The sequence below is a fragment of the Pseudomonas sp. 2822-15 genome, from assembly GCF_002742515.1.
Taxonomy (GTDB): domain Bacteria; phylum Pseudomonadota; class Gammaproteobacteria; order Pseudomonadales; family Pseudomonadaceae; genus Aquipseudomonas; species Aquipseudomonas salomonii.
The window spans coordinates 607478-625487 of sequence record NZ_LJRY01000209.1; the positions used below are offsets into that span (position 1 = coordinate 607478).

The 18010-nt window shown below is 60.7% G+C and carries 21 protein-coding genes and 2 pseudogenes; 7 read left to right on the top strand and 16 right to left on the bottom strand.

Features of this window, described 5'->3' with window-relative positions; all coding sequences use genetic code 11:
- The first annotated feature begins 19 nt into the window (after positions 1–19).
- Positions 20–523 (top strand): signal peptidase II, encoded by a 504-nt coding sequence (locus tag AOA59_RS24800; RefSeq protein ID WP_099489411.1) that lies wholly within the window; start codon positions 20–22, stop codon positions 521–523.
- 41 nt (positions 524–564) lie between these two features.
- Here the strand turns inward: AOA59_RS24800 and glsB are convergent, their stop codons facing one another.
- On the bottom strand, positions 565–1473 hold the full coding sequence (glsB, locus tag AOA59_RS24805; protein WP_099489412.1) for a glutaminase B: 909 nt from the start codon (positions 1471–1473) through the stop codon (positions 565–567).
- Between the two features lie 213 nt (positions 1474–1686).
- The gene (locus tag AOA59_RS24810) at positions 1687–2097 is read right to left on the bottom strand and encodes a hypothetical protein (RefSeq protein ID WP_065912018.1); all 411 of its coding nucleotides are present in this window, start codon (positions 2095–2097) and stop codon (positions 1687–1689) included.
- 210 nt (positions 2098–2307) lie between these two features.
- Here AOA59_RS24810 and AOA59_RS24815 point away from each other — a divergent pair.
- Positions 2308–2457 (top strand): annotated as a pseudogene (locus tag AOA59_RS24815) (AraC family transcriptional regulator); the annotation flags it as partial.
- Here AOA59_RS24815 and AOA59_RS24820 read toward each other — a convergent pair.
- Both AOA59_RS24820 and AOA59_RS24825 read right to left on the bottom strand, forming a co-directional pair.
- On the bottom strand, positions 2458–3087 hold the full coding sequence (locus tag AOA59_RS24820; RefSeq protein WP_099489413.1) for a ribonuclease T2: 630 nt from the start codon (positions 3085–3087) through the stop codon (positions 2458–2460).
- 37 nt (positions 3088–3124) lie between these two features.
- Positions 3125–4105, bottom strand: a complete 981-nt coding sequence (locus tag AOA59_RS24825; protein WP_099489414.1) for a Gfo/Idh/MocA family protein — start codon at positions 4103–4105, stop codon at positions 3125–3127.
- A gap of 127 nt (positions 4106–4232) precedes the next feature.
- On the opposite strand from AOA59_RS24825, the gene AOA59_RS24830 reads away from it, so the two are divergent.
- Entirely contained in the window at positions 4233–4595 is a 363-nt protein-coding gene (locus AOA59_RS24830) for an NUDIX hydrolase (protein WP_065912014.1), read from the top strand.
- Positions 4596–4912: 317 nt separating this feature from the next.
- On the opposite strand, the gene AOA59_RS24835 is transcribed toward AOA59_RS24830, so the two are convergent.
- The 4 genes from AOA59_RS24835 to AOA59_RS24850 are packed head-to-tail and all read right to left on the bottom strand — an operon-like array spanning position 4913 to position 6743.
- Complete coding sequence (locus AOA59_RS24835; protein ID WP_099489415.1) at positions 4913–5395, bottom strand: periplasmic heavy metal sensor; 483 nt, start codon at positions 5393–5395, stop codon at positions 4913–4915.
- On the bottom strand, positions 5392–5823 hold the full coding sequence (locus AOA59_RS24840; protein WP_099489416.1) for a hypothetical protein: 432 nt from the start codon (positions 5821–5823) through the stop codon (positions 5392–5394). Before AOA59_RS24840 ends, AOA59_RS24835 begins: the two co-directional genes overlap by 4 nt.
- Positions 5820–6398: an RNA polymerase sigma factor gene (locus tag AOA59_RS24845; RefSeq protein WP_099489417.1), complete on the bottom strand. Its 579-nt coding sequence runs from the start codon at positions 6396–6398 to the stop codon at positions 5820–5822. Before AOA59_RS24845 ends, AOA59_RS24840 begins: the two co-directional genes overlap by 4 nt.
- A gap of 33 nt (positions 6399–6431) precedes the next feature.
- Positions 6432–6743 (bottom strand): YXWGXW repeat-containing protein, encoded by a 312-nt coding sequence (locus AOA59_RS24850; RefSeq protein ID WP_069788783.1) that lies wholly within the window; start codon positions 6741–6743, stop codon positions 6432–6434.
- A 217-nt stretch (positions 6744–6960) separates the two neighbouring features.
- On the opposite strand from AOA59_RS24850, the gene AOA59_RS32715 reads away from it, so the two are divergent.
- Positions 6961–7101 carry a hypothetical protein gene (locus AOA59_RS32715; protein WP_178076285.1) on the top strand — a complete coding sequence of 47 codons (141 nt, stop codon included), beginning with the start codon at positions 6961–6963 and terminating at the stop codon, positions 7099–7101.
- Here the strand turns inward: AOA59_RS32715 and AOA59_RS24855 are convergent.
- Complete coding sequence (locus AOA59_RS24855) at positions 7098–7346, bottom strand: DUF1652 domain-containing protein (protein ID WP_065912004.1); 249 nt, start codon at positions 7344–7346, stop codon at positions 7098–7100. The two genes, AOA59_RS32715 and AOA59_RS24855, sit on opposite strands and share 4 nt — an antisense overlap.
- Before the next feature lie 246 nt (positions 7347–7592).
- On the opposite strand from AOA59_RS24855, the gene AOA59_RS24860 reads away from it, so the two are divergent.
- Positions 7593–8537 carry a sensor domain-containing diguanylate cyclase gene (locus AOA59_RS24860; RefSeq protein WP_099489418.1) on the top strand — a complete coding sequence of 315 codons (945 nt, stop codon included), beginning with the start codon at positions 7593–7595 and terminating at the stop codon, positions 8535–8537.
- A 287-nt stretch (positions 8538–8824) separates the two neighbouring features.
- Here the strand turns inward: AOA59_RS24860 and AOA59_RS24865 are convergent, their stop codons facing one another.
- The 5 genes from AOA59_RS24865 to AOA59_RS24885 form a co-directional block, all read right to left on the bottom strand.
- Positions 8825–9085 carry a hypothetical protein gene (locus tag AOA59_RS24865; protein ID WP_056859792.1) on the bottom strand — a complete coding sequence of 87 codons (261 nt, stop codon included), beginning with the start codon at positions 9083–9085 and terminating at the stop codon, positions 8825–8827.
- A 3-nt stretch (positions 9086–9088) separates the two neighbouring features.
- Positions 9089–9535 (bottom strand): GNAT family N-acetyltransferase, encoded by a 447-nt coding sequence (locus AOA59_RS24870; RefSeq protein ID WP_099489419.1) that lies wholly within the window; start codon positions 9533–9535, stop codon positions 9089–9091.
- Between the two features lie 83 nt (positions 9536–9618).
- Complete coding sequence (locus AOA59_RS24875) at positions 9619–10527, bottom strand: AraC family transcriptional regulator (protein ID WP_099489420.1); 909 nt, start codon at positions 10525–10527, stop codon at positions 9619–9621.
- A gap of 36 nt (positions 10528–10563) precedes the next feature.
- On the bottom strand, positions 10564–11259 hold the full coding sequence (locus tag AOA59_RS24880) for a fumarylacetoacetate hydrolase family protein (protein WP_099489421.1): 696 nt from the start codon (positions 11257–11259) through the stop codon (positions 10564–10566).
- Between the two features lie 66 nt (positions 11260–11325).
- Positions 11326–12381, bottom strand: a complete 1056-nt coding sequence (locus AOA59_RS24885) for an AbrB family transcriptional regulator (RefSeq protein WP_256593112.1) — start codon at positions 12379–12381, stop codon at positions 11326–11328.
- Between the two features lie 106 nt (positions 12382–12487).
- Here AOA59_RS24885 and AOA59_RS24890 point away from each other — a divergent pair.
- A pseudogene (locus AOA59_RS24890) lies at positions 12488–13387 on the top strand (LysR family transcriptional regulator).
- 13 nt (positions 13388–13400) lie between these two features.
- On the opposite strand, the gene AOA59_RS24895 reads toward AOA59_RS24890, so the two are convergent.
- The gene (locus AOA59_RS24895; RefSeq protein WP_099489443.1) at positions 13401–13730 is read right to left on the bottom strand and encodes a hypothetical protein; all 330 of its coding nucleotides are present in this window, start codon (positions 13728–13730) and stop codon (positions 13401–13403) included.
- 90 nt (positions 13731–13820) lie between these two features.
- Positions 13821–16313 (bottom strand): TonB-dependent siderophore receptor, encoded by a 2493-nt coding sequence (locus tag AOA59_RS24900; protein ID WP_099489423.1) that lies wholly within the window; start codon positions 16311–16313, stop codon positions 13821–13823.
- Between the two features lie 255 nt (positions 16314–16568).
- Between AOA59_RS24900 and AOA59_RS24905 the strand changes: the two genes are divergently transcribed.
- A partial coding sequence (locus tag AOA59_RS24905) for a DUF6531 domain-containing protein (RefSeq protein WP_256593115.1) occupies positions 16569–18010 on the top strand: 1442 nt, incomplete at its 3' end.

Consider the following 18010-nt stretch of genomic DNA (forward strand, 5'->3'; position numbering starts at 1 on the left):
ACAGACAGGAAGTTACCGCTTGAGTACATCGCCCCTTCTGCGAAGCCGCACCTTCACCCTCCTCGCCGGCCTTGCTTTTGTTGCCGTGGACCAGTTGGTCAAGCTGCTGGCGCTGGTTTCGCTGCAAGCCAGCAGCTTCAAAATCGGCTCCAACCCTCTCAACCTTGCGCTGGAACTGAGCCTCAACCCAGGTGCCTTCCTGAGCCTGGGCGCCGCGTTGCCGCCGCAGGTCAAACAGCTGATCTTTATTGTTGGAGTCGCCGTCGTGGTGGCATGGGCCATGTGGTGGTCGCTTTCCAACTGGAGCCAGCCGCTGCGTAAAGTCTTGCCGCTGTATGCGATTGCCTTGGGCGGTATCGCCAACTTGATCGACCGTGTGTTTCGCGACGGGCATGTCGTGGATTACATGGTGCTGAATGTGGGGCCTACGCATACCGGCGTGTTCAATATTGCTGATATTGCGATCACTGCCGGGGCGTTGTTTTTGATGCTTGATCTGATCGTGAAACCTCACAAGTCCTGATCAGCAAGGGGATTCATGCATCAGCGTGAATCCCCAGGCACTCAAAACACCGCCCACCCAACCCGCTCACTCAGCACCCCCACCGCCTTCACCCCCGCCAGCGAGTTCCCCGCCGCATTCAATTCCGGCGACCACACGCACACCGTAAATTGCCCCGGCACCACCGCGACAATCCCCCCGCCCACCCCGCTTTTACCCGGCAAACCCACACGGTAGGCAAAGTTGCCCGCCTCGTCATACAGCCCGCTGGTGGCCATGATCGAGTTGACCTGCTTGGTCTGGCGCGCGGTCAAGATCTGCTCGCCGCTGTGGGCACTCACACCCTCGTTGGCCAGGAAGCTGAAGGCCCGGGCCAGATCCAGGCAGCTCATTTGCAGCGCGCAGTAGTTGAAGTAACTGTGTAGCACCGCGTCGACGTCATTGTGAAAGTTGCCGAAAGACTTCATCAAGTAGGCCATGGCTGCGTTGCGCGCGCCGTGCTGGGCCTCGGAGTCGGCGACGACGCTGTTGACCAGGATTTGCGGATTGCCCGACAGGCGCCGCACGAAGTCACGCATCGACAGAATCGGCACGGCAAAGCGCGACTGGTTGATGTCGCAGATCACCAGGGCGCCGGCGTTGATGAAGGGGTTGCGCGGGCGCCCGCGTTCGAACTCCAGCTGCACCATGGAGTTGAACGGTTGCCCCGAAGGCTCGTGGCCCAGGCGCTCCCAGATGGTTTCGCCGCCATGGTCGATGGCCTGCACCAGGCTAAACACCTTGGAGATGCTCTGTACCGAGAACAGCGTGTCGGCGTCGCCTGCGCAATAGGCCGAGCCGTCGTTGCCGTACACGGCGATGCCGAGCTGGTTGGCGGGTACATCGGCGAGTGCGGGGATGTAGTCGGCGACTTTGCCCTGGCCGATCAGGGGGCGAACTTCGCCCAGGATCGATTCCAGCAGTGCCTGCATGTCTTTTCCGGTCATTCTTATTGAATCAGTGATAGGCGGGGCGCGGAGGATACTTTAATGCGCCCGCGAGGACACCCCCTTGATCGTTCCTACGCTCTGCGTGGGAATGCCGCCTCGGACGCTTCGCGTCCCGCACCTGAAGTCGTGACGCGGAGCGTCACAGGATGCATGCCCACGCGGAGCATGGGAACGATAGCGCAACGATCGGGCACGTCAAAAATGCGCCACATCCGACACCTGCTCATCGAGCACATCCCGCGCCAGCGCCCAGGCGCGGTCCCTGGATTCCACCACCAGCAGCGGATAGCCCCAGGCTTTGCCGAACATCACCGCAAAGGGCTTGAGGGCCAGGCGTTGCGCGGCGCTGGGTTCCACCTGGATCATGCCTTTGACGTAGGCACGCAGCGCCTGTTTGTTTTTTTTCATCCAGATCGATGCGTGTTTGCGCTCATCGTGAGCGTGCTTGTGGTTGTTTTCGTCGACGGCTTTTTCGTGCAGCAGCACAAATGCTTGCTCGCGAGCCAGCAGGCTTTCGAACACCACAAAAGCATCCTCGGGGCCGCCTTCGTTCGGCGCGTCAAACACGATTTTCACCACGGGGAAGGTTGTACTGTCGAGTCGCATGGCAAAGCTCCTGAATGAGAGTGGCTCTCACTATAGTGATCTCGCGACTGGACGGCATTGCACAGAATAGCCAGAATGTTTCGCAATTCGGCCAAAGAGCGAACCCGCGATGCAACGTCACCGCCTCGCAAAACGCGACCTGCCCCGGTCCAGGGATGCCGACCTGATTCCGCGCGCAGTGGTGGCCGTGGGCGCCACCAGCACGTCCGAGCGCTGGGCCTGGGTTACGAGAATGCCAGCGGTTTTATCACCATGTTCCGTAAGGCGGTGGGCCAACCGCCGGCGCGTTACCTGGCCGATCGCAGCGGCGCGTCGAGTGCAACGGCGCCTGCCGCCATCGCGTTGCGCCCGGACAGTTGATCAGCGTTGAACCGGAATGCGGATATCGCCGCCCTTGCACTGGGTTTTAACACTGCGCGGGCAGCCGGCAAAACGCAGCTCTTTGCTCAGGCACACGCGTACTTCAGACAGCACCTTGCCTTTGCAGATGACCGCCATGCCATGGTTGCCCATGGCCGGGTTGCTCTGGCGGAACAGGCTTTCGATCGCTTGTGCATTCATGTAACCGGGCACATTGAACGGCTGTAACTGCTGCGGAATCTGCACGTTGGCCAAGGCTGTATCGGTGGCCTCAAGGTAACGCGAAGCGTCCAGCCCGCTGCAGGTGCCGTGCTTGGCCCACTCGTGCTTGAGCAAGGCCTGCGTGGGGAAGATCAATGCGCCTTTGGCCAGGTCGGCCGCCGACAACCGCGACTGCTTATCGCACGACGCGGGCCAGCCGCCTTTGGCGTACTGCGGCCAAAGCCCGTGCAGCACAAACCCGTAGCCCTTGCCCGTGCATTGCTCGTTGCCGGGGTTGGTCAGGCAGAACGTCGGCGACCATGACAACGACAACACATAAAAATCAAACTCCCCAGGCGTCCCTTGGCTACGCGGAGCCGCCAACACATTCGTGGCCAGTAACAGCCACAACAGCATCCAATATTTCATTTGCCCATTCCTTAGAGAAAACACCGGTATATCGCGATTAACCGGGCAAATTGGGGTTTCGTTGTAATACCTTATCCAGGATCCGGTCGGTCTTCAGCGCCTCGATCGCCAGTGACGGATGTTCGGCTTCGCCACGAATATGCGCATTCATGGCCAGTACGTGATGCCACTGGATATGTTCATGGCAGGCTATTTCCAGCACCTCATCCACCTCACTTTCCAGGCGTAACGGCTGGTCTTCAAACACGGCAAAGGTGATGCGGCCACGGCTGCCGATCAACTCCACATGGTCTTCGCGCCGGTCGGCGACAAAGTTCCAGCAGCCCATGCCCAGCGCGCCGTTTGCGAAGGTCCAGCAGGCCGTTACCGCATCTTCCGCGGCGTAATTGCCGGCCTGTCGTGCGGTAAACCCGGTGACCTCGACGATATCGCCGGCCAGGTACTGGAACAAATCAAACCCATGGCTGGCCAGGTCGGCAAAGTAGCCGCCACCGGCAATGGTCGGGTCGGTGCGCCAGTTGGCAGCGCTGGCATCGGCGGCGGCCGGCGGCTTGCACAAGCTCCAGGTCACCTGGCGCAAGTCGCCGATGCGCCCGGCCTGCAGCCAGTCGCGTATTTGCTGGAAGCGCGGCAACGAACGGCGGTAATAGGAAACAAACAGATGCAGCCCCGCCCGCTCGAAGGTGCGCTGCATCAAGGCGCTCTGCTCGGCATTCAGCGACATGGGCTTTTCGACGCAGCAATGCTTGCCGGCTGCCGCCACCATCAAGCTGTATTCGAGGTGGCTGTCGGGCGGTGTGGCGATGTACACCGCGTCCACTTCGGGGTCGTCGATCAAGGCCTGGGCGTCGGTATAGAAGCGGGCAATGCCGTGGCGTGCCGCATAATCACGCACCGCTTCTTCACGGCGCCCCATCACGGCCACCAGCGCCGAACCTGGCGCTTTGTAGAAAGCGGGTCCACTCTTGAGTTCAGTGACGCTGCCACAGCCAATCATGCCCCAACGTACGGTATTCATCAGTTGTCCTCGTCCGTTTTCATCAAGGGGGCAGTATCCACATCACCGCTGGTGCATGCCAGCCTCAATCAGCATGACAATTGCATTACACTTTCATGACAGTCGCTGAGCCAGGCAGGTGTAGACATTGAAAATCCGTGCAACCGTTATTTGTGAACACGAGGGGCATATCCTCTTCGTGCGCAAGGCCCGCTCCAAATGGGCGCTGCCGGGCGGCAAGGTCGAGCGTGACGAGCGCCCGGTCGGCGCCGCCGCACGCGAGCTGGAAGAAGAAACCGGGTTGAATGTGGATGGTTTGTTGTACTTGCAGGAGCTGAAGGCCCGCGACACCGTACATCACGTGTTCGAGGCCTCGGTGGTCAACATCAGCGAGGCGCGCCCTTGCAACGAGATCATTGACTGCCGGTGGCACGCCTATGGCGCCATAGACGAGCTAGACACCACAGATGCCACCCGGCACATCGTCAAGTCCTTCGTGCGCCGCCTCTGATTCCCTGCTCTGCCGTTCGACAAAGGATTTGACGAACGCGGCAGCGGCTGCAAATCCCGCCCCACCCAACGCGTACTGGATCACGCTCTCCTCTGCTGCCGCTTAAAGCCAGATAGACCGAGGCGCCTGCATCGCAGCGGTGCGACGATTCGACAAGCCAGCTCCCACAGAATAGCGGACCGGTAAAGCTATTGAAGCCTCACTCGGTTAAAGATGTGGGAGCTGGCTTGCCTGCGATAGCATCAACTCGGTGTACCTGATGTACCGAGGTGTCTGCATCGCAGGCAAGCCAGCTCCCACACCTGGATGGCATTGCATCAGCTAGATGTGGGCAACCGCTCAAGAACGCGGTTTTTGGCCTGCCCACGCTGGTACAGCGCCTCGACCAGTTTCTGCCGCTCATCCTGGGGCAAATTGCTCGCGAACTGCGCCAGCGTCGCGTCCACCAATGCTCTGAGCGCCGCATCCGCCTCGCGGGCCTTGGCCAGTTCAGTCACCAGTGCCTCACGATCCAGCGTCGGCGCTTCGAGCTGCTTGATCACCCCCAGGCGTGCTTCGCGACCGGCCATGATCAGCGGCTGGCTGTCGGCGCGGTTGTGGCGCAGCAACTGACGCAATTCCTTGCGCCGCTCCATCGGCAACTTGATCATCGCCTGGCGCAGACCGTGCTGGTTAACCACCGCTTCAGCGGGCTTGGCAGTGGCCATCCAGTGATAGAGGCCGCCGCCCACACCGCCGATCAAAAACACGTTGAGCAATACCGAAAAGACCAGCCAGGGTTTAAGGGATGTGGGGGTCATTGCTCGGTTTCCTCGGCGTTGACGGTGAAGACGACATCGGCGTCGCCCTGATCGAAGACGCTGGGCAGCACGTCGGATGACAGCATCGGCAACGGCACACTCAGCGACGCCACCAGTACTCCGGCGGCGATGCCGGCAATGCCCACGCCCACCAACCCGGCGGGCGACAGCCAGTTGGCATAGCGCGACCAGAACGACGGCCGTCGCGGCGCAGACTCGCAAATCTGTCGCGCAAGGGCCGGTTCGTTGAACACAAGCGGGTGGCTGTCCAACCGGGCATCGAGCCAACCGACCTCGCGCAATGCCTCGCGGGCTTGAGGGTTGCCGCTGTCGAGCAATGCCTGGGCAGCGGCTCGTTCGGCGCTGGGCCAGCGATGCAGGCTGGCACCGTAGGCGTCAGCCAAGTGCGCAAAGCGTTCAGGTGTCATGGTTTTCCCCTTCCTGGGCGGGCGAGCCCGGGTGTGTCGGCAAGTTGGCTGCGCAACTGGCGTCGGGCCCGCGACAACAGGCTCTCCAGTGCCTCGACGCTGATGTTCATCAGGGCCGCGGCGTCGATGTTCGACAGCTCCTGGTAGTACTGCAGCACAATGGCTTCACGCTGGCGCTCGGGCAAGCTCGCCAGGGCGGCGGCCATCCTGGCGCTGCGGTCCGCCGTTTCCAACTGTTCATCCGGCGAGGGTGCGCTGTCCGCCAGTTCCAGCGCCTCGTCCTCATTCAACGGGCGTTCCTTGCGCCGGCGCAAGCGGTCATGGCACAGGTTGAGCGCCACGCGGTGCAGCCAGGTGTCAAAACGCGCTTCGCCGGGGCGCCAGTTGGCCGCCTGGCGCCAGATGCGCAGGAAGCTTTCCTGGGCCACGTCCTTGGCTTCGTCGGCATCCCCCAACAGCCGAGCGGCAAGCGCAAGCAGGCGCGGCAGCTTGCGCGTCACCATTTCGTTGACGGCCGCAGGTTCGTTGTTGCCGATACGTGCCAGTAGCTCAACGTCCGGATCAGTGTCTTTCAATCAGGTAATACTCGGTCCGGGGGCTAAGAGGTTTCAGCGGATCCAGTGCCCTTCGCGCCAGTACCAGTTGGGGCCACGGGATTCCCAGTGCCCAGGCTCCCAGCGTGCGTTACGCACCACTTCCTGCCAGTGGCCCGGCACCCAGGCATAGGCGCCACGTTCCCATTGCCAATGGCCACGGTCCCAGACGAAACCTGCGCGTTCAGCCGGGATCACTTCGACGCGCTCCGCCGGTGGGGCCTGGCGAATGATCACTTCGGTCTGGGCGAAGGTCGGGGTGCTGACAAGCGCGGCGAAGGCCAGCGGGACCAGCAAGGCGTAGCGCAATTTGGCCAGTGGGTTCATGGCAACTCCTTCATACGGCGGACGAAAATGTTCGCATCTGATGGGTTGAACGCTGGGCACAGGGAAATCCGTCGCGAGAAACCCAAGTTTTTTCTCGACGCTGGAAGTATTGCTCAGAGGATGAATGCGCTGGATGAAATGTTTGAAAGTATCGCGACGGATTTGTGCAGGTGGTTGCGTTCAAGACGTAACGCAGAACACACAATGAGGAAATATCATGACCCGTCGACTCTCTATGCTGGTTGCCGCCCTGCTGATTGTCAGCCTGAGCGGCTGCGTGATCCTGCCTGAACACCGGCATTGCTGCTGGCGCTACTACGGCGCAGTCGACACCTTAACCAGCACCGTGAACGGCTAACCTACCGCCGCAAAACCACGGCGCCCGGCCTTGATCTCGGTGCGCAATTCGCCAATAAGGTTTGAGATGGAACGGATGCTGTCCAGGCCTTGGGGCGAGACCCGGGTCAGCAGCAGATCGACGCGACCCGACGCCGGCTCAAACACGCTGATGCGCAGTGAACCGTCGCTGTTAAGGCTGCAATCACAAGCCAGCGGCAGGAAGCCTGAGGCCATGATCTTATTGAGTTCATTGATCGCAATCATGCTGAGCCCCCGTCCCTGGGTCCTACCCTGTGGGTGTAATGCAACCAGCATAGATAAGGATTTGCCTGCTACTGAACAATTAATTCAAAAGTGATACCTGTGCCGCATTTCGCCCTGTAAACGCTGGTGCACTGGCGTCAGAAACCCAGCACACGACCTCTCGTCTGCTGCTTTGGCAAGGGCTTGACTCACGATCTGTATCAAAAGACGCTCTTGGCTTTTCGCCATCATCCCGAGCCGACCGCCATGAGCATCGTTCCTCCGAGCCAGCCCGACAGCGACGTGTACAAAACCCTGCTGGAGTCGACCAACGCCATCCCGTGGCGCATCGAATGGCAGAGCATGACGTTCAGCTACATCGGCCCGCAGATCGAAGCGCTGCTGGGCTGGAGCCCGCAAAGCTGGGTGAGCGTGGACGACTGGGTCGAACGCATGCACCCGGACGACCGTGAATACGTGGTGAACTTTTGCGTGTCGCAATCGCGCGCCGGCGTGGACCACGAGGCCGACTACCGCGCACTGACGGTCAACGGCGACTATGTGTGGATCCGCGATGTGGTGCACGTGGTGCGCAAGGACGATGAAGTCCAAGCCTTGATCGGCTTTATGTTCGATATCAGCGAGCGCAAGAAGACCGAAGAGCACTTGATTCGCCTGCAAAAGCAACTGGAGGAATACTCCTTCCAGGACGGCCTGACCGGCATCGCCAACCGCCGCATGTTCGACACCGTGCTCGAGCGCGAATGGGCCAGCGCGCTGCGCAGCCAGTTGCCGCTGTCGTTGATCATTCTGGATATCGACTTTTTCAAGCAGTACAACGACCACTACGGCCATATCAAGGGCGATGAAGCCTTGCGCCAGGTGGCGCGCACCTTGTCGTTGGCGGCTAACCGGCCGCGGGATTTCATTGCGCGTATCGGCGGCGAGGAATTTGTGTGGTTGCTGCCTGAAACCGATGCAGCCTCGGCCAGGCAAGTAGCGCAACGCTGCCTGCACTTGATTTGCCAGCAGCAGATCGAACACGCCGTTTCGCCGGTTTCCAACTTGCTGAGCCTGAGCCTGGGGGTGGGCACGCGTACCGTGACGCCCAACAGCGACCTGCTGGCGTTCGTCGAGTCGGTCGACAAGTTGCTGTATCAGGCCAAACGCAATGGACGCATGCGCGCAGAGTTTGCCGACAGTCAAGTGTGACGCGAGGTCAAATTGCGGGCAAAAAAAATCCCAAGTAGCTGATGGAAACTTGGGATTTAAAAATGCATAAACCGTGGGAGGTGAACGCCCGGCTATAGTAACGACTGTAAAAACCTGTAACAAGATTATTTTATTCCTTTCGTCGGATTAAAAGCCGCGTAAGTCATTCAATAACCACATGATTTTTAAGGTAGCCAAGCAAACAAGTGCCACTTTTTGGTGCAATAAACTGCTATAACCCTGATCACTTCGTGGCTCTATATCCATTATTCAAATGGGGTTATTACTCATAACGGCGCGACACTCTCGCTGTATCGCTTTTTGAGTTGCTTACAGGCTTCAAGCAGTTCCAGACCGGACGTCGAAGTAGCGCGGGCCACACTTTCAAGATGTTGGCACAGCACCAAGCGTTCGGCGGCCTCTTGCCGTTCCAGGTCGACCTGAGCATTGAAACGCATAAACAAGACGCCCAGCAGCACCGCAGCGCACACAACCCCCATCGCCGCATAGCGAAGGCCGTTGGAGGACGGGGATTCTGCCGGGTTCATGAGTTAAGGTGCCCTGCTCTTTTCATACCGCACATCGTCGCCCTCGACCCGACCCACCTGCGTCCAGCCCAGCCGTTGATAGAACCCGTTGGCGCGGATCTCATCGCGCCCGTCGGTGATCAGGTACAGCGTCGAGTAGTGCTCAAACAGCGCGGCTTCAGCCACCGCCATCAGTTGGCGGCCCAGGCCCCGGCCTTCATGGGCGGGCAGTACGAACATCGCAAAAACCTCGCCGCTGTCAAAATTGACCATCGAAAAAGCCGCCGGCTCACCCGCCACTTCTGCCAGCCACACGCACGGCGCTTCACGGATGCTGTCGGCCAGCACCTGTGGGGTAATGCCCAGATCCGCCATCTGCTCACGGCTCAAGTGGTTCTGCACCACGGCGGTGCGAATGGCGAACAACGTGTCGATATCCGCCAGCGTCGCCAGCCGAATAAGGGTTTGCATAGATGCCTCCTCCGGGGATGCACGCAATTGTATGTAAATAGAAACACATAGATTGTCGTGGATTTGTAAGAGAAGGCGTTCGGCTACAGGGGTTTTGTCTGTTGTTGTCGCCGAAACTGCCCTGGCGCCAGGCCATGGGCCTTGCGAAAACAGCGGGAGAAGTACGCTTCGTCAGTAAACCCGCAACGCAGGGCAACGGCACCGATCATCTGCGCCGTGTTGAGCAATAAGGTGCGCGCCAATTGCATGCGGCGGTCGAGCACCCACTGGGAGAAGGGTTTGCCGGTTTCTTTGCGCAGCAAATGGGTGAGGTAGTTGGGTGACAGGAAGGCAGCGGCCGCCGCGTCAGTAAGATTGAGGCCCGGCTCGTACAGATGCTCGCGAATGTAGCCGTGCACCCGTGCCAGGGCGTCTTTGCGTCCGCGCCGGGTGGCGTTATTGGCAGCAAACGCCTGCAAGGGTTCGGCGTACTGCTGGCAAACCAACCCGACCAGTTGGAACAAGTAGCCTTTCAAGCGCTCACGGGCGCCGAAGGTGCGCTGGGCGTCCAGCGTGCGCATATGGCCGAGCCAGGTGTGCACTTGCTCAAAGTCCGCGTCGTCAAGGATGAAGTCCAGGTGCTCCTGAAAACGAAACGGTGACAGCTCCGGCGCCTGGCTGATGGGGATGTCTTCCAGGTCCAGCGGGTCGCAGGTCAACTGCGGCAGGAAGAACGCCTGGCTGAAGTTGATCAGCATGAACTCGCCGTCTTGCGGGTGGGGAATCACATGCAGGCGATGGGGCAAGATAAACGCCATGGCTTTGTGCGGGAACGGACGCACCGCGCCGCCGATATGTTGCACGGTGTCGCCGCCCAGGTTGATCTGGATCTGGAAGTACTCATGCCGATGCGGGCTGGTCAGCGCCGCCCGCCCGCGCTTGTCGCGGATATAGAAGTCGGGGCGGTCGCTGCGTTGTTCCATGCCATAGGTGGTGACGCGGGTGCCTGGCATAACGGTCTCTCGAATGGCCTGGGCACCACTTTAGCCTCAACCCTGGCTGAGGGTGAAACTCAACTCGCCGATGCCGTCGATGCCGGCGGTCACCACGTCTCCACGCTGCAACGCGCCGACGCCTGCCGGGGTGCCGGTAAAGATCAGGTCACCGGCCTTGAGCGCCACGGATGCTGAGGCGTAGCTGATAATTTCACTCACCGACCAGATCAGGTCAGCCAGGTCGCCGACCTGGCGCTGCTCACCATTGACCTTGAGCCAGATCTTGCCGCTGGCCGGGTGACCGATGACGCTCGCCGGTTGCAAAGCGGTGCTGGGCGCCGACTCATCGAACGACTTGCCCCACTCCCACGGGCGCGCGAGCTTTTTCGCCTCGGCCTGCAGGTCGCGACGGGTCAAGTCGATGCCGACGCCATACCCCCATACGTGGGACAAAGCGTCGTCAGGACTGATATCCACCCCGCCCTTGCCGATTGCCACCACCAGTTCCACCTCATGGTGCAGGTCGGCAGTCAGCGGCGGGTAGGCGATCACGCCTTCGGCCGGCACCACCGCATCCGCCGGTTTCATAAAGAAAAATGGCGGTTCGCGATCCGGGTCGTGCCCCATTTCGCGGGCGTGTTCACTGTAGTTGCGGCCCACGCAGAACACGCGACGCAGCGGGAAACGTGCGTCGCCGCCCTGAACGGCCAGGGATGGTGTTGGCGCGGGGGTGAATACGTAATCAGTCATGGCCTGTGCCTCTTGGTTTACCTGGCGCCAGTATGGCCAGCAGCGCCAAGGCAAAGTTGGACAGGCTTACGCAGATTTTGCACTGGCCGGTGTTTGTGCCCGCAACGCTCGATCAAGCAAGCGATACAGCGGCAGGCACGCGGCCTGGATCAGTAACATGCGGATAATCTGCATCGCCGTCACCAATGTCACTGCCAGCCCAAGCGCCTCGGCGGTCAAGCTCATTTCCGGCGCGCTACCGGGCATCATGCCCAGCGCCAGCGACAACCACGAGAATCCCAAACCGGCACCCAGGCCCCATGCGGCCAGTGCGGTAGCAATCACCGAGCCCGCCAGCAGTAACAGCACCTTCAACAGAAAACCGGGGGCGCGGCGCAAAAAGTCGCGGTCGAACGTGGCGCCCAGCGCACACCCTATCAACAGTTGCCCGCAGCCACTGAGCCACATGGGCATGCTCATCGACAGATTGTTGCAACCCACGCCGACCGCACAGATCAACAACGGCCCAAACGTCCAGGGATTGGGCAGGTTGCAACGTTTGAACGCCAACGCCGCCAGCAAGCCCATGGCCAGGAGGAAGATCAGCCACGGCCAGACCACCGGCAACGCCGTGCGCGCAACGCTATGTGCCACACCAAACTTCGCAACAGCAGGCACTGCCAGCAGAATGAGCAACAACCGCAGACTGTGGGCGGCGGCGATGAAACGGGGGTCGGCCTGGCGCTGCTGGCCCAGGTGCACCATCTCGGTGGAATTGGCAGGCATCAAGGCGAAAAATGCGGTGGGCAGCGGTACGCCCCACCGATGCAAGACCAATACCGAGCACAGTGCCAGCACCAGCGTCAGCAGGACGGCCATGCCGATCAAGCCAAAGTGGGCCGCCACTTCCTGCATGACCGGCAACGTGAAGTGGCAACCGATGGCCACCGCCACAATCAACTGCCCGGCCTTGCGCCCGTGAGGTACTTGCGGTATCGGGCCGCCGCCGCAACGTGTCAGCAACACTGCCAGCAATGAACCTATCACCCAAGGCAAAGGCCACCCCGCCCAGTGGGCAAGGCTGCCGCCCAAAGCCCCGACGATCAGCGTTACAGGCCAGTAAAAGCGAGGGTCACGGGGCATGATGAAATCCGGCATGGAGAAGAATGACGACAGGTTATAGACTTGCGCTCATCACAAAAAATATCCATTTGTGAAGCCTGTTATCATTCTTTGTTATGTGAGCTCTATGAATCTTAAAGCGCTGGAGTACTGCGTAGAGATTGCTCGCCAAGGCAGTTTCACTAAAGCCGCGCAGGCCTTGCACGTAGCACAGCCGGCCCTGAGCATGGCGGTCAGTCGCTTGGAAGATGAGCTGGGGGTGGCGCTGTTCAACCGGGCCACGCGCCAGATCAGTGTCACGGCCGAAGGCCAACTGTTTCTGGCCCACGCCGAAAAATGTTTGCAGGGGCTTGCCGGCGCCCGCCGTGAACTGCAGGACCTGGACCAATTGCACAGCGGCGAAATCCGCGTCGGCGTGCCGCCCATGTACGGCATCCGGCATATTCCCGAATTGCTGATGCAGTTTCGCGCGCGCTATCCGGGGATTGCCATGCATGTGGTGGAGGGCAGTGCCGATGACATCAGCGAACGCCTGGCCACACGCAACATTGACGTGGCGCTGCTGGAGTCACGGCGGGTCAATCCGCAGTGGCAATCGGAATGGCTCGGCAGTGATGAGATGGTGCTGTGCATGAACCAGGAGCATGCATTGGCCGGGTTCGCCTCAATCCCGGCAGAACGCTTGCAGGGCCAGGCCATGCTGGTGTTCGACAACACGTTCCTGCAACGCCACCTGCTGGATACTTTTTGCAGCAACGCCAGCGTGCAGTTCAGCATTGCCCTGGAAAGCAACTTCGTGCCGCTGGTGATCGCCGCCACGCGCAACGGCATGGGCGCGTCCACCCTCTTGCGTTCGGTTTAAATCCAGGAAGCGGGACTGGTGGGTGTTTCCTTCGAGCCCGCGCAGTTCATGCACTTCAACCTGTGCTGGCGCGCTAATGAGTACCTGTCGCAGGCCAATCGGCGTTTTATCGAAATAGCCCGAGCGTTTTTCCAGGAGGACGCCGGTTCGCCGCTGTCACGCTGAAACGGCGAAGCGATCATTTACGCGCCACTTTGTAGCGCAGGCAGTCCTGGTAAAAACTCTTGCGGATGACTTCGGGCTTGAGCCGTGAGCGGCTGTCGTAGGTCTGCTCGGTGATGCCCATGGCCATCATGCGCATCCACGACTTGCTGAACTTGATGGTCTGGATCTTCTGGCGCGCGGCATACAGCGACACGCCCGACAGCTTGAGTTCCTGAGCCCTGGCGGCGGTGCCGGCGCCCCAACTGCACATGTACTTGTCGCCCTCGCGCAACTCTCGGGCCTGCACGCTCGCCGCGCCGCCGACCAGGGAACAGGCGATCAGCATCATTCCAACAGTGCGCATTTGCATCCCCACCTAACCACCTGAAAATAAAAGTGATTTTGGCGGGGATTTTGTTACAAAGGGGCCATTAAATTGCCTTATCGGCAATTACTACCACTGGTAGGTGGCGCTCGCCTGCACGGTGCGTTGCGAGCCATACCAGCACCACGAATAGGAGTAGCACGAGGCCACGTATTCCTTGTTCGCCAGGTTGGTAGCGTTCAGCGCCAGGCGCAGGTTGTCCGTGGGGTTGGCGATATTCGGAATGTCGTAGTGCAGCGCCGCATCCATCAAGGTGTAACCCGGCACTTTCAGGGTGTTGGCGGTATCGCCCCAGGACGACCCCACATACCGCGCGCCGGCGCCCACGCCAAAGCCCTTGAGCCGGCCGTCGTGGAAGGTGTAGTCGGCCCACGCAGAGGCGGTATGGCGCGGCACGCCGTAGGTGGTGGTGCCCTCAACGGGAACCGCCGGCCCGGTGCCGACATCGCTGATCGGCGCGTAGCGAACGGTGCTGTTGGATTTGCTCGCGCGGTTGTCCAGATAGGCATAAGCCGCGGTAATGTCCAGGTTGTCGTTCAGGCTGGCCTTGCCTTCCAGTTCAAAGCCACGGGACTGTTGTTCGCCGTCCTGGATCTGGCAGCGGCCACTGCCGCACAGGTGGGTTGGGTCCGGGTCCATGGTCGGTACGTTGGATTGACGCAGGTCGAAAATCGCTGCGGTGATAAAGCTGTTGCTGCCCGGCGGCTGGTACTTGATGCCGATTTCATACTGTTTGCCTTCGGTGGGCTTGAACACCGAACCGCCGTAACCGGTGCCCGATTGCGGGTTGAACGACTCCGCATAGCTGGCATACGGCGCCAGGCCGTTATCGAACAGGTAGACCAGGCCGACCCGTCCGGTAAACGCCTTGCTGTCCAGCGACGACTTGCTCTTGGCGCCGGAGCTGATGGTTTTGGTGGTGCTGTCGGTGCTGGCCCAGTCATAGCGACCACCGAGCAACAGCACCCATTGGTCCCACTTCATTTGCTCTTGCAGGTAAACACCGGTCTGCTCGCTGCGCGCCGTGGCGTCGGTGATGAACGCGGGCGTGGTGACCGGCGCGCCGTAAACCGGGTCGAAGATATCCAGGTCCGGGCCACTGCCATAGCCAGTCTTGGTGTCGGTGCGAGTGTTCTGGTAATCGAGCCCCATCAACAGCGTGTGCTGCAACGGCCCGGTGTCGAACTTGGCCTGCACCTGGTTATCGAGGGTGTAGGCATCCATGTCCACATCGGCAGCGATGGTCGAGCGCTTGGAGGTGCGGTAGTCGCCCATCAGGTAGCTATTATAGATACTGCGATAGACCCCCTCGGCGCGCAGGTAGCGGGCGTTCTGACGCACCGTCCACACGTCGTTGAAGTGATGTTCGAAGGCATAGCCGAGGGAGTAATGCTCGCGGTCGCTTTTCTCGAAGTTCTTTTCACCGTCATAGAAGTCCACATCGATCTTGCGTCCCGTAGGGCTGCGCAGCACCGAGCCCCAGGCCGGCACCGAGCCGTAGGACGCGCCTTTCGGGTCTTTCTGGAAATGCCCGAGCAAGGTCAGCGAGGTGGCATCGTCCGGGCGCCAGGTGAAGGCACTGGACAGCGACTGGCGGCGGGTTTCGGTGTGTTCGACCTGGCCATCGGCGTCATCGAACAACCCCGCCACGCGGTAGGCATACACACCTTGATCATCAAGCGGGCCGCTCAGATCGAAGGTGGTGCGCTTCTTGTTGAAGGTGCCGTACTCCACGCCGATTTCATGAAACGGCGTGTCCAGTGGCCGTTTGGTGACCATGTTGATCACCCCGCTTGGCGTGCCCTGCCCGTACAACACAGAGGCCGGGCCGCGCAACACTTCGACGCGCTCCAGGTCGAAGGCGTCTTTCTGCGGCAAGGCATCCCGGCTTGACGGCATGCGCAAGCCATCGAGGTAGGTAGCCGGGGCGAAACCACGAATGGTCAACTGATCAAGACGCGACGCCGTGGCGCCACGGGTCTCCGGCACCACGGCAGCGCTGTAGCGCAGGATCTGGTTGAGGCTTTCGGCGTTTTGCGCACGCATCTGGTCCTTGGTGACCACCGAAATCGACTGCGGCGTCTCGATCAGCGCGGTATCGGTCTTGGTGCCCGACAGGCTGCGGGTGGCGACATAACCCGCCACCGGCCCGGTCGGGCTTTCGCTCTGGTAGGCGCCGCTGATGGTGGTGGCCTGCAACTGCATGGCGCCGCCATCGTTCGGGATCGCTTCGAGGCGGTAACGGTCGACGGAGATCTCCACGGCCTGCAAGCCACTGCCCGCGAGCAATTGCGCGAGTGCCACGTCGGTGTCGTATTGCCCGCTCACACCGTTGCTGTGCTTGCCGCGCGTCAAGCCTGCATCAAACGCCAGTACCAGCCCGGCCTGCTCGGCAAGGCTATTGAGGGATTGGCTCAAGTCTCCGGCGGGAATCGAGAACCGGCGCAACGTGCTGCCGGTTTCTTCGGCAAAGGATGGCTGGACGACGAACAACGGCACAGCGGCAAAAGCCATCGCCACTGACAGGGCCAGTGGGTGCGAGGGACGAGCAAGGCGCGACATGGGAAATCCTGCGTAATGGAGGTTCTATTAACCATGACGGCCATGTCGCCAAATCGGGCAAGGATGAGAGTCATTTTTATTTGCATGCCTTTATTGCAATGAGCCGGGTCGCTTTTTCGCGTAGTCCTTCGGGATAGTTTTTCGCGGTTTTTACCCGTCCCGCGTCATCCCATTCTGATTTTTCCAACCATTCGTCCAGCGGCTTTTTCCTGCAGCAGACTCCGACGCCTTGCCCTTTTTGCCGAGACGTCACGGATGACCAACGCCGCCCACATCGCCTTTATCGAACATGAGCTCAATGGCTTTCATCAGAGCCTGGCGGAGTACCGCCAGCAGATGGGCGCCTGGTATGCGCGGGCACTGGATACGCTCAGCCATGCGGCGGACATGCCGTCGCTGCTGGGCATGGACCGCGTGCTGCGGGTTGGCGATGTGCAGCAGTCCGTGAGTATGACTGACATGGGCTTTTCCACCGTGGCCCAGTGCCCGGCGGGCGGCGAGCTGAAAATCCAGAGCCTGTTCGAATCGGTGTATGACGTGCCGATCGGCGATATCCCCGTTGAGGTTATCGGGCTGGATGACGGCAGTTCCACGCTTGTCATGCTCGATGAGCACGGCAAGGGCTCGCATTTTTGCGCCGCTGGCGGGCGCTATCAGGTGCGGGTACAGGGCGGCGTTTCTACGCAGCAAGTGGACGCGCTGTTTGCCTCTTACGCAGGGCTGACGGCCGATCTGGAGCACTGGCTGCGCGAGCAGTGGAAAGATTTCAAACCCTATTGGCAGCAATCGACCACCAGCGCGATAGGCAGCGGCGTACTGGCGGGCAGTTGGGCGGCAGTCCGCGACGTGTGGGACAGCATCAAGCTGGTTCAGGCGATTCTTGAAGACCCGCTGAAATTCGCTGAGCAACTCGGCGCCCAGGCCGCCAAGTTGGCGCAGTTGGCTACCGATGCGCCCAAGGTCATGGAACAGGCCATGTTACTGGCCAGCGATGAGGCCGCGCTCTGCCTGATATTGCGCACCGCGATGCTGTGGCTGGACGCGCTGCCACCCGGCGAAATCGCGGAGACAGCGGCAGGGTTTGTAGTGTCGCTGCTGATTGATCTGGTGATCGGCGCAGTACTGACCATCGCGTTACCGGCGGCGGGCGTGGCTTATCTCGGCTTGCGGCTGGCCAAATACGGCGCGCGGGTGCTGGAGGCCGCGGTGGGTTTTGTCAGGAGCCTGCTCGGGATGCTGACCACATTCATGCAGGCGGTGGACCGTTACAAGGCGGTGGCGGTTCGCGGTGTGGTTGGCGGGTTGAAGCAAGGCACGCTGCAAATGCGCTGGCGGGCGCGGCAGAACGCGGTGCTGAAACAAAAAGAACACGTTGATGATGTGCCGGCTTCGGGCAAGAACCTCAATGGCGATGCTGCAGCTGCGGCGGACAAAACCGTTACCAATGGTTGCCCGGTGTCGATGGTTACCGGCGAGGAATTGCTGACCCTCACTGATGGCACGTTGGATGGGGTCTTGCCGTTTGAATGGACGCGGCTTTATCGCACCAGTGCAGTGGAAGTGGATGGCGGGTTGGGGTTTGGCTGGAGCCATTCACTGGCACAGCGGTTGGTGGTTTCGGGTGAGTCGGTGGTGTGGACCGATCATGAAAATCGCCGTACTGAGTTTGTGCTGCCTACCGCTGCTCGACCGGCGAT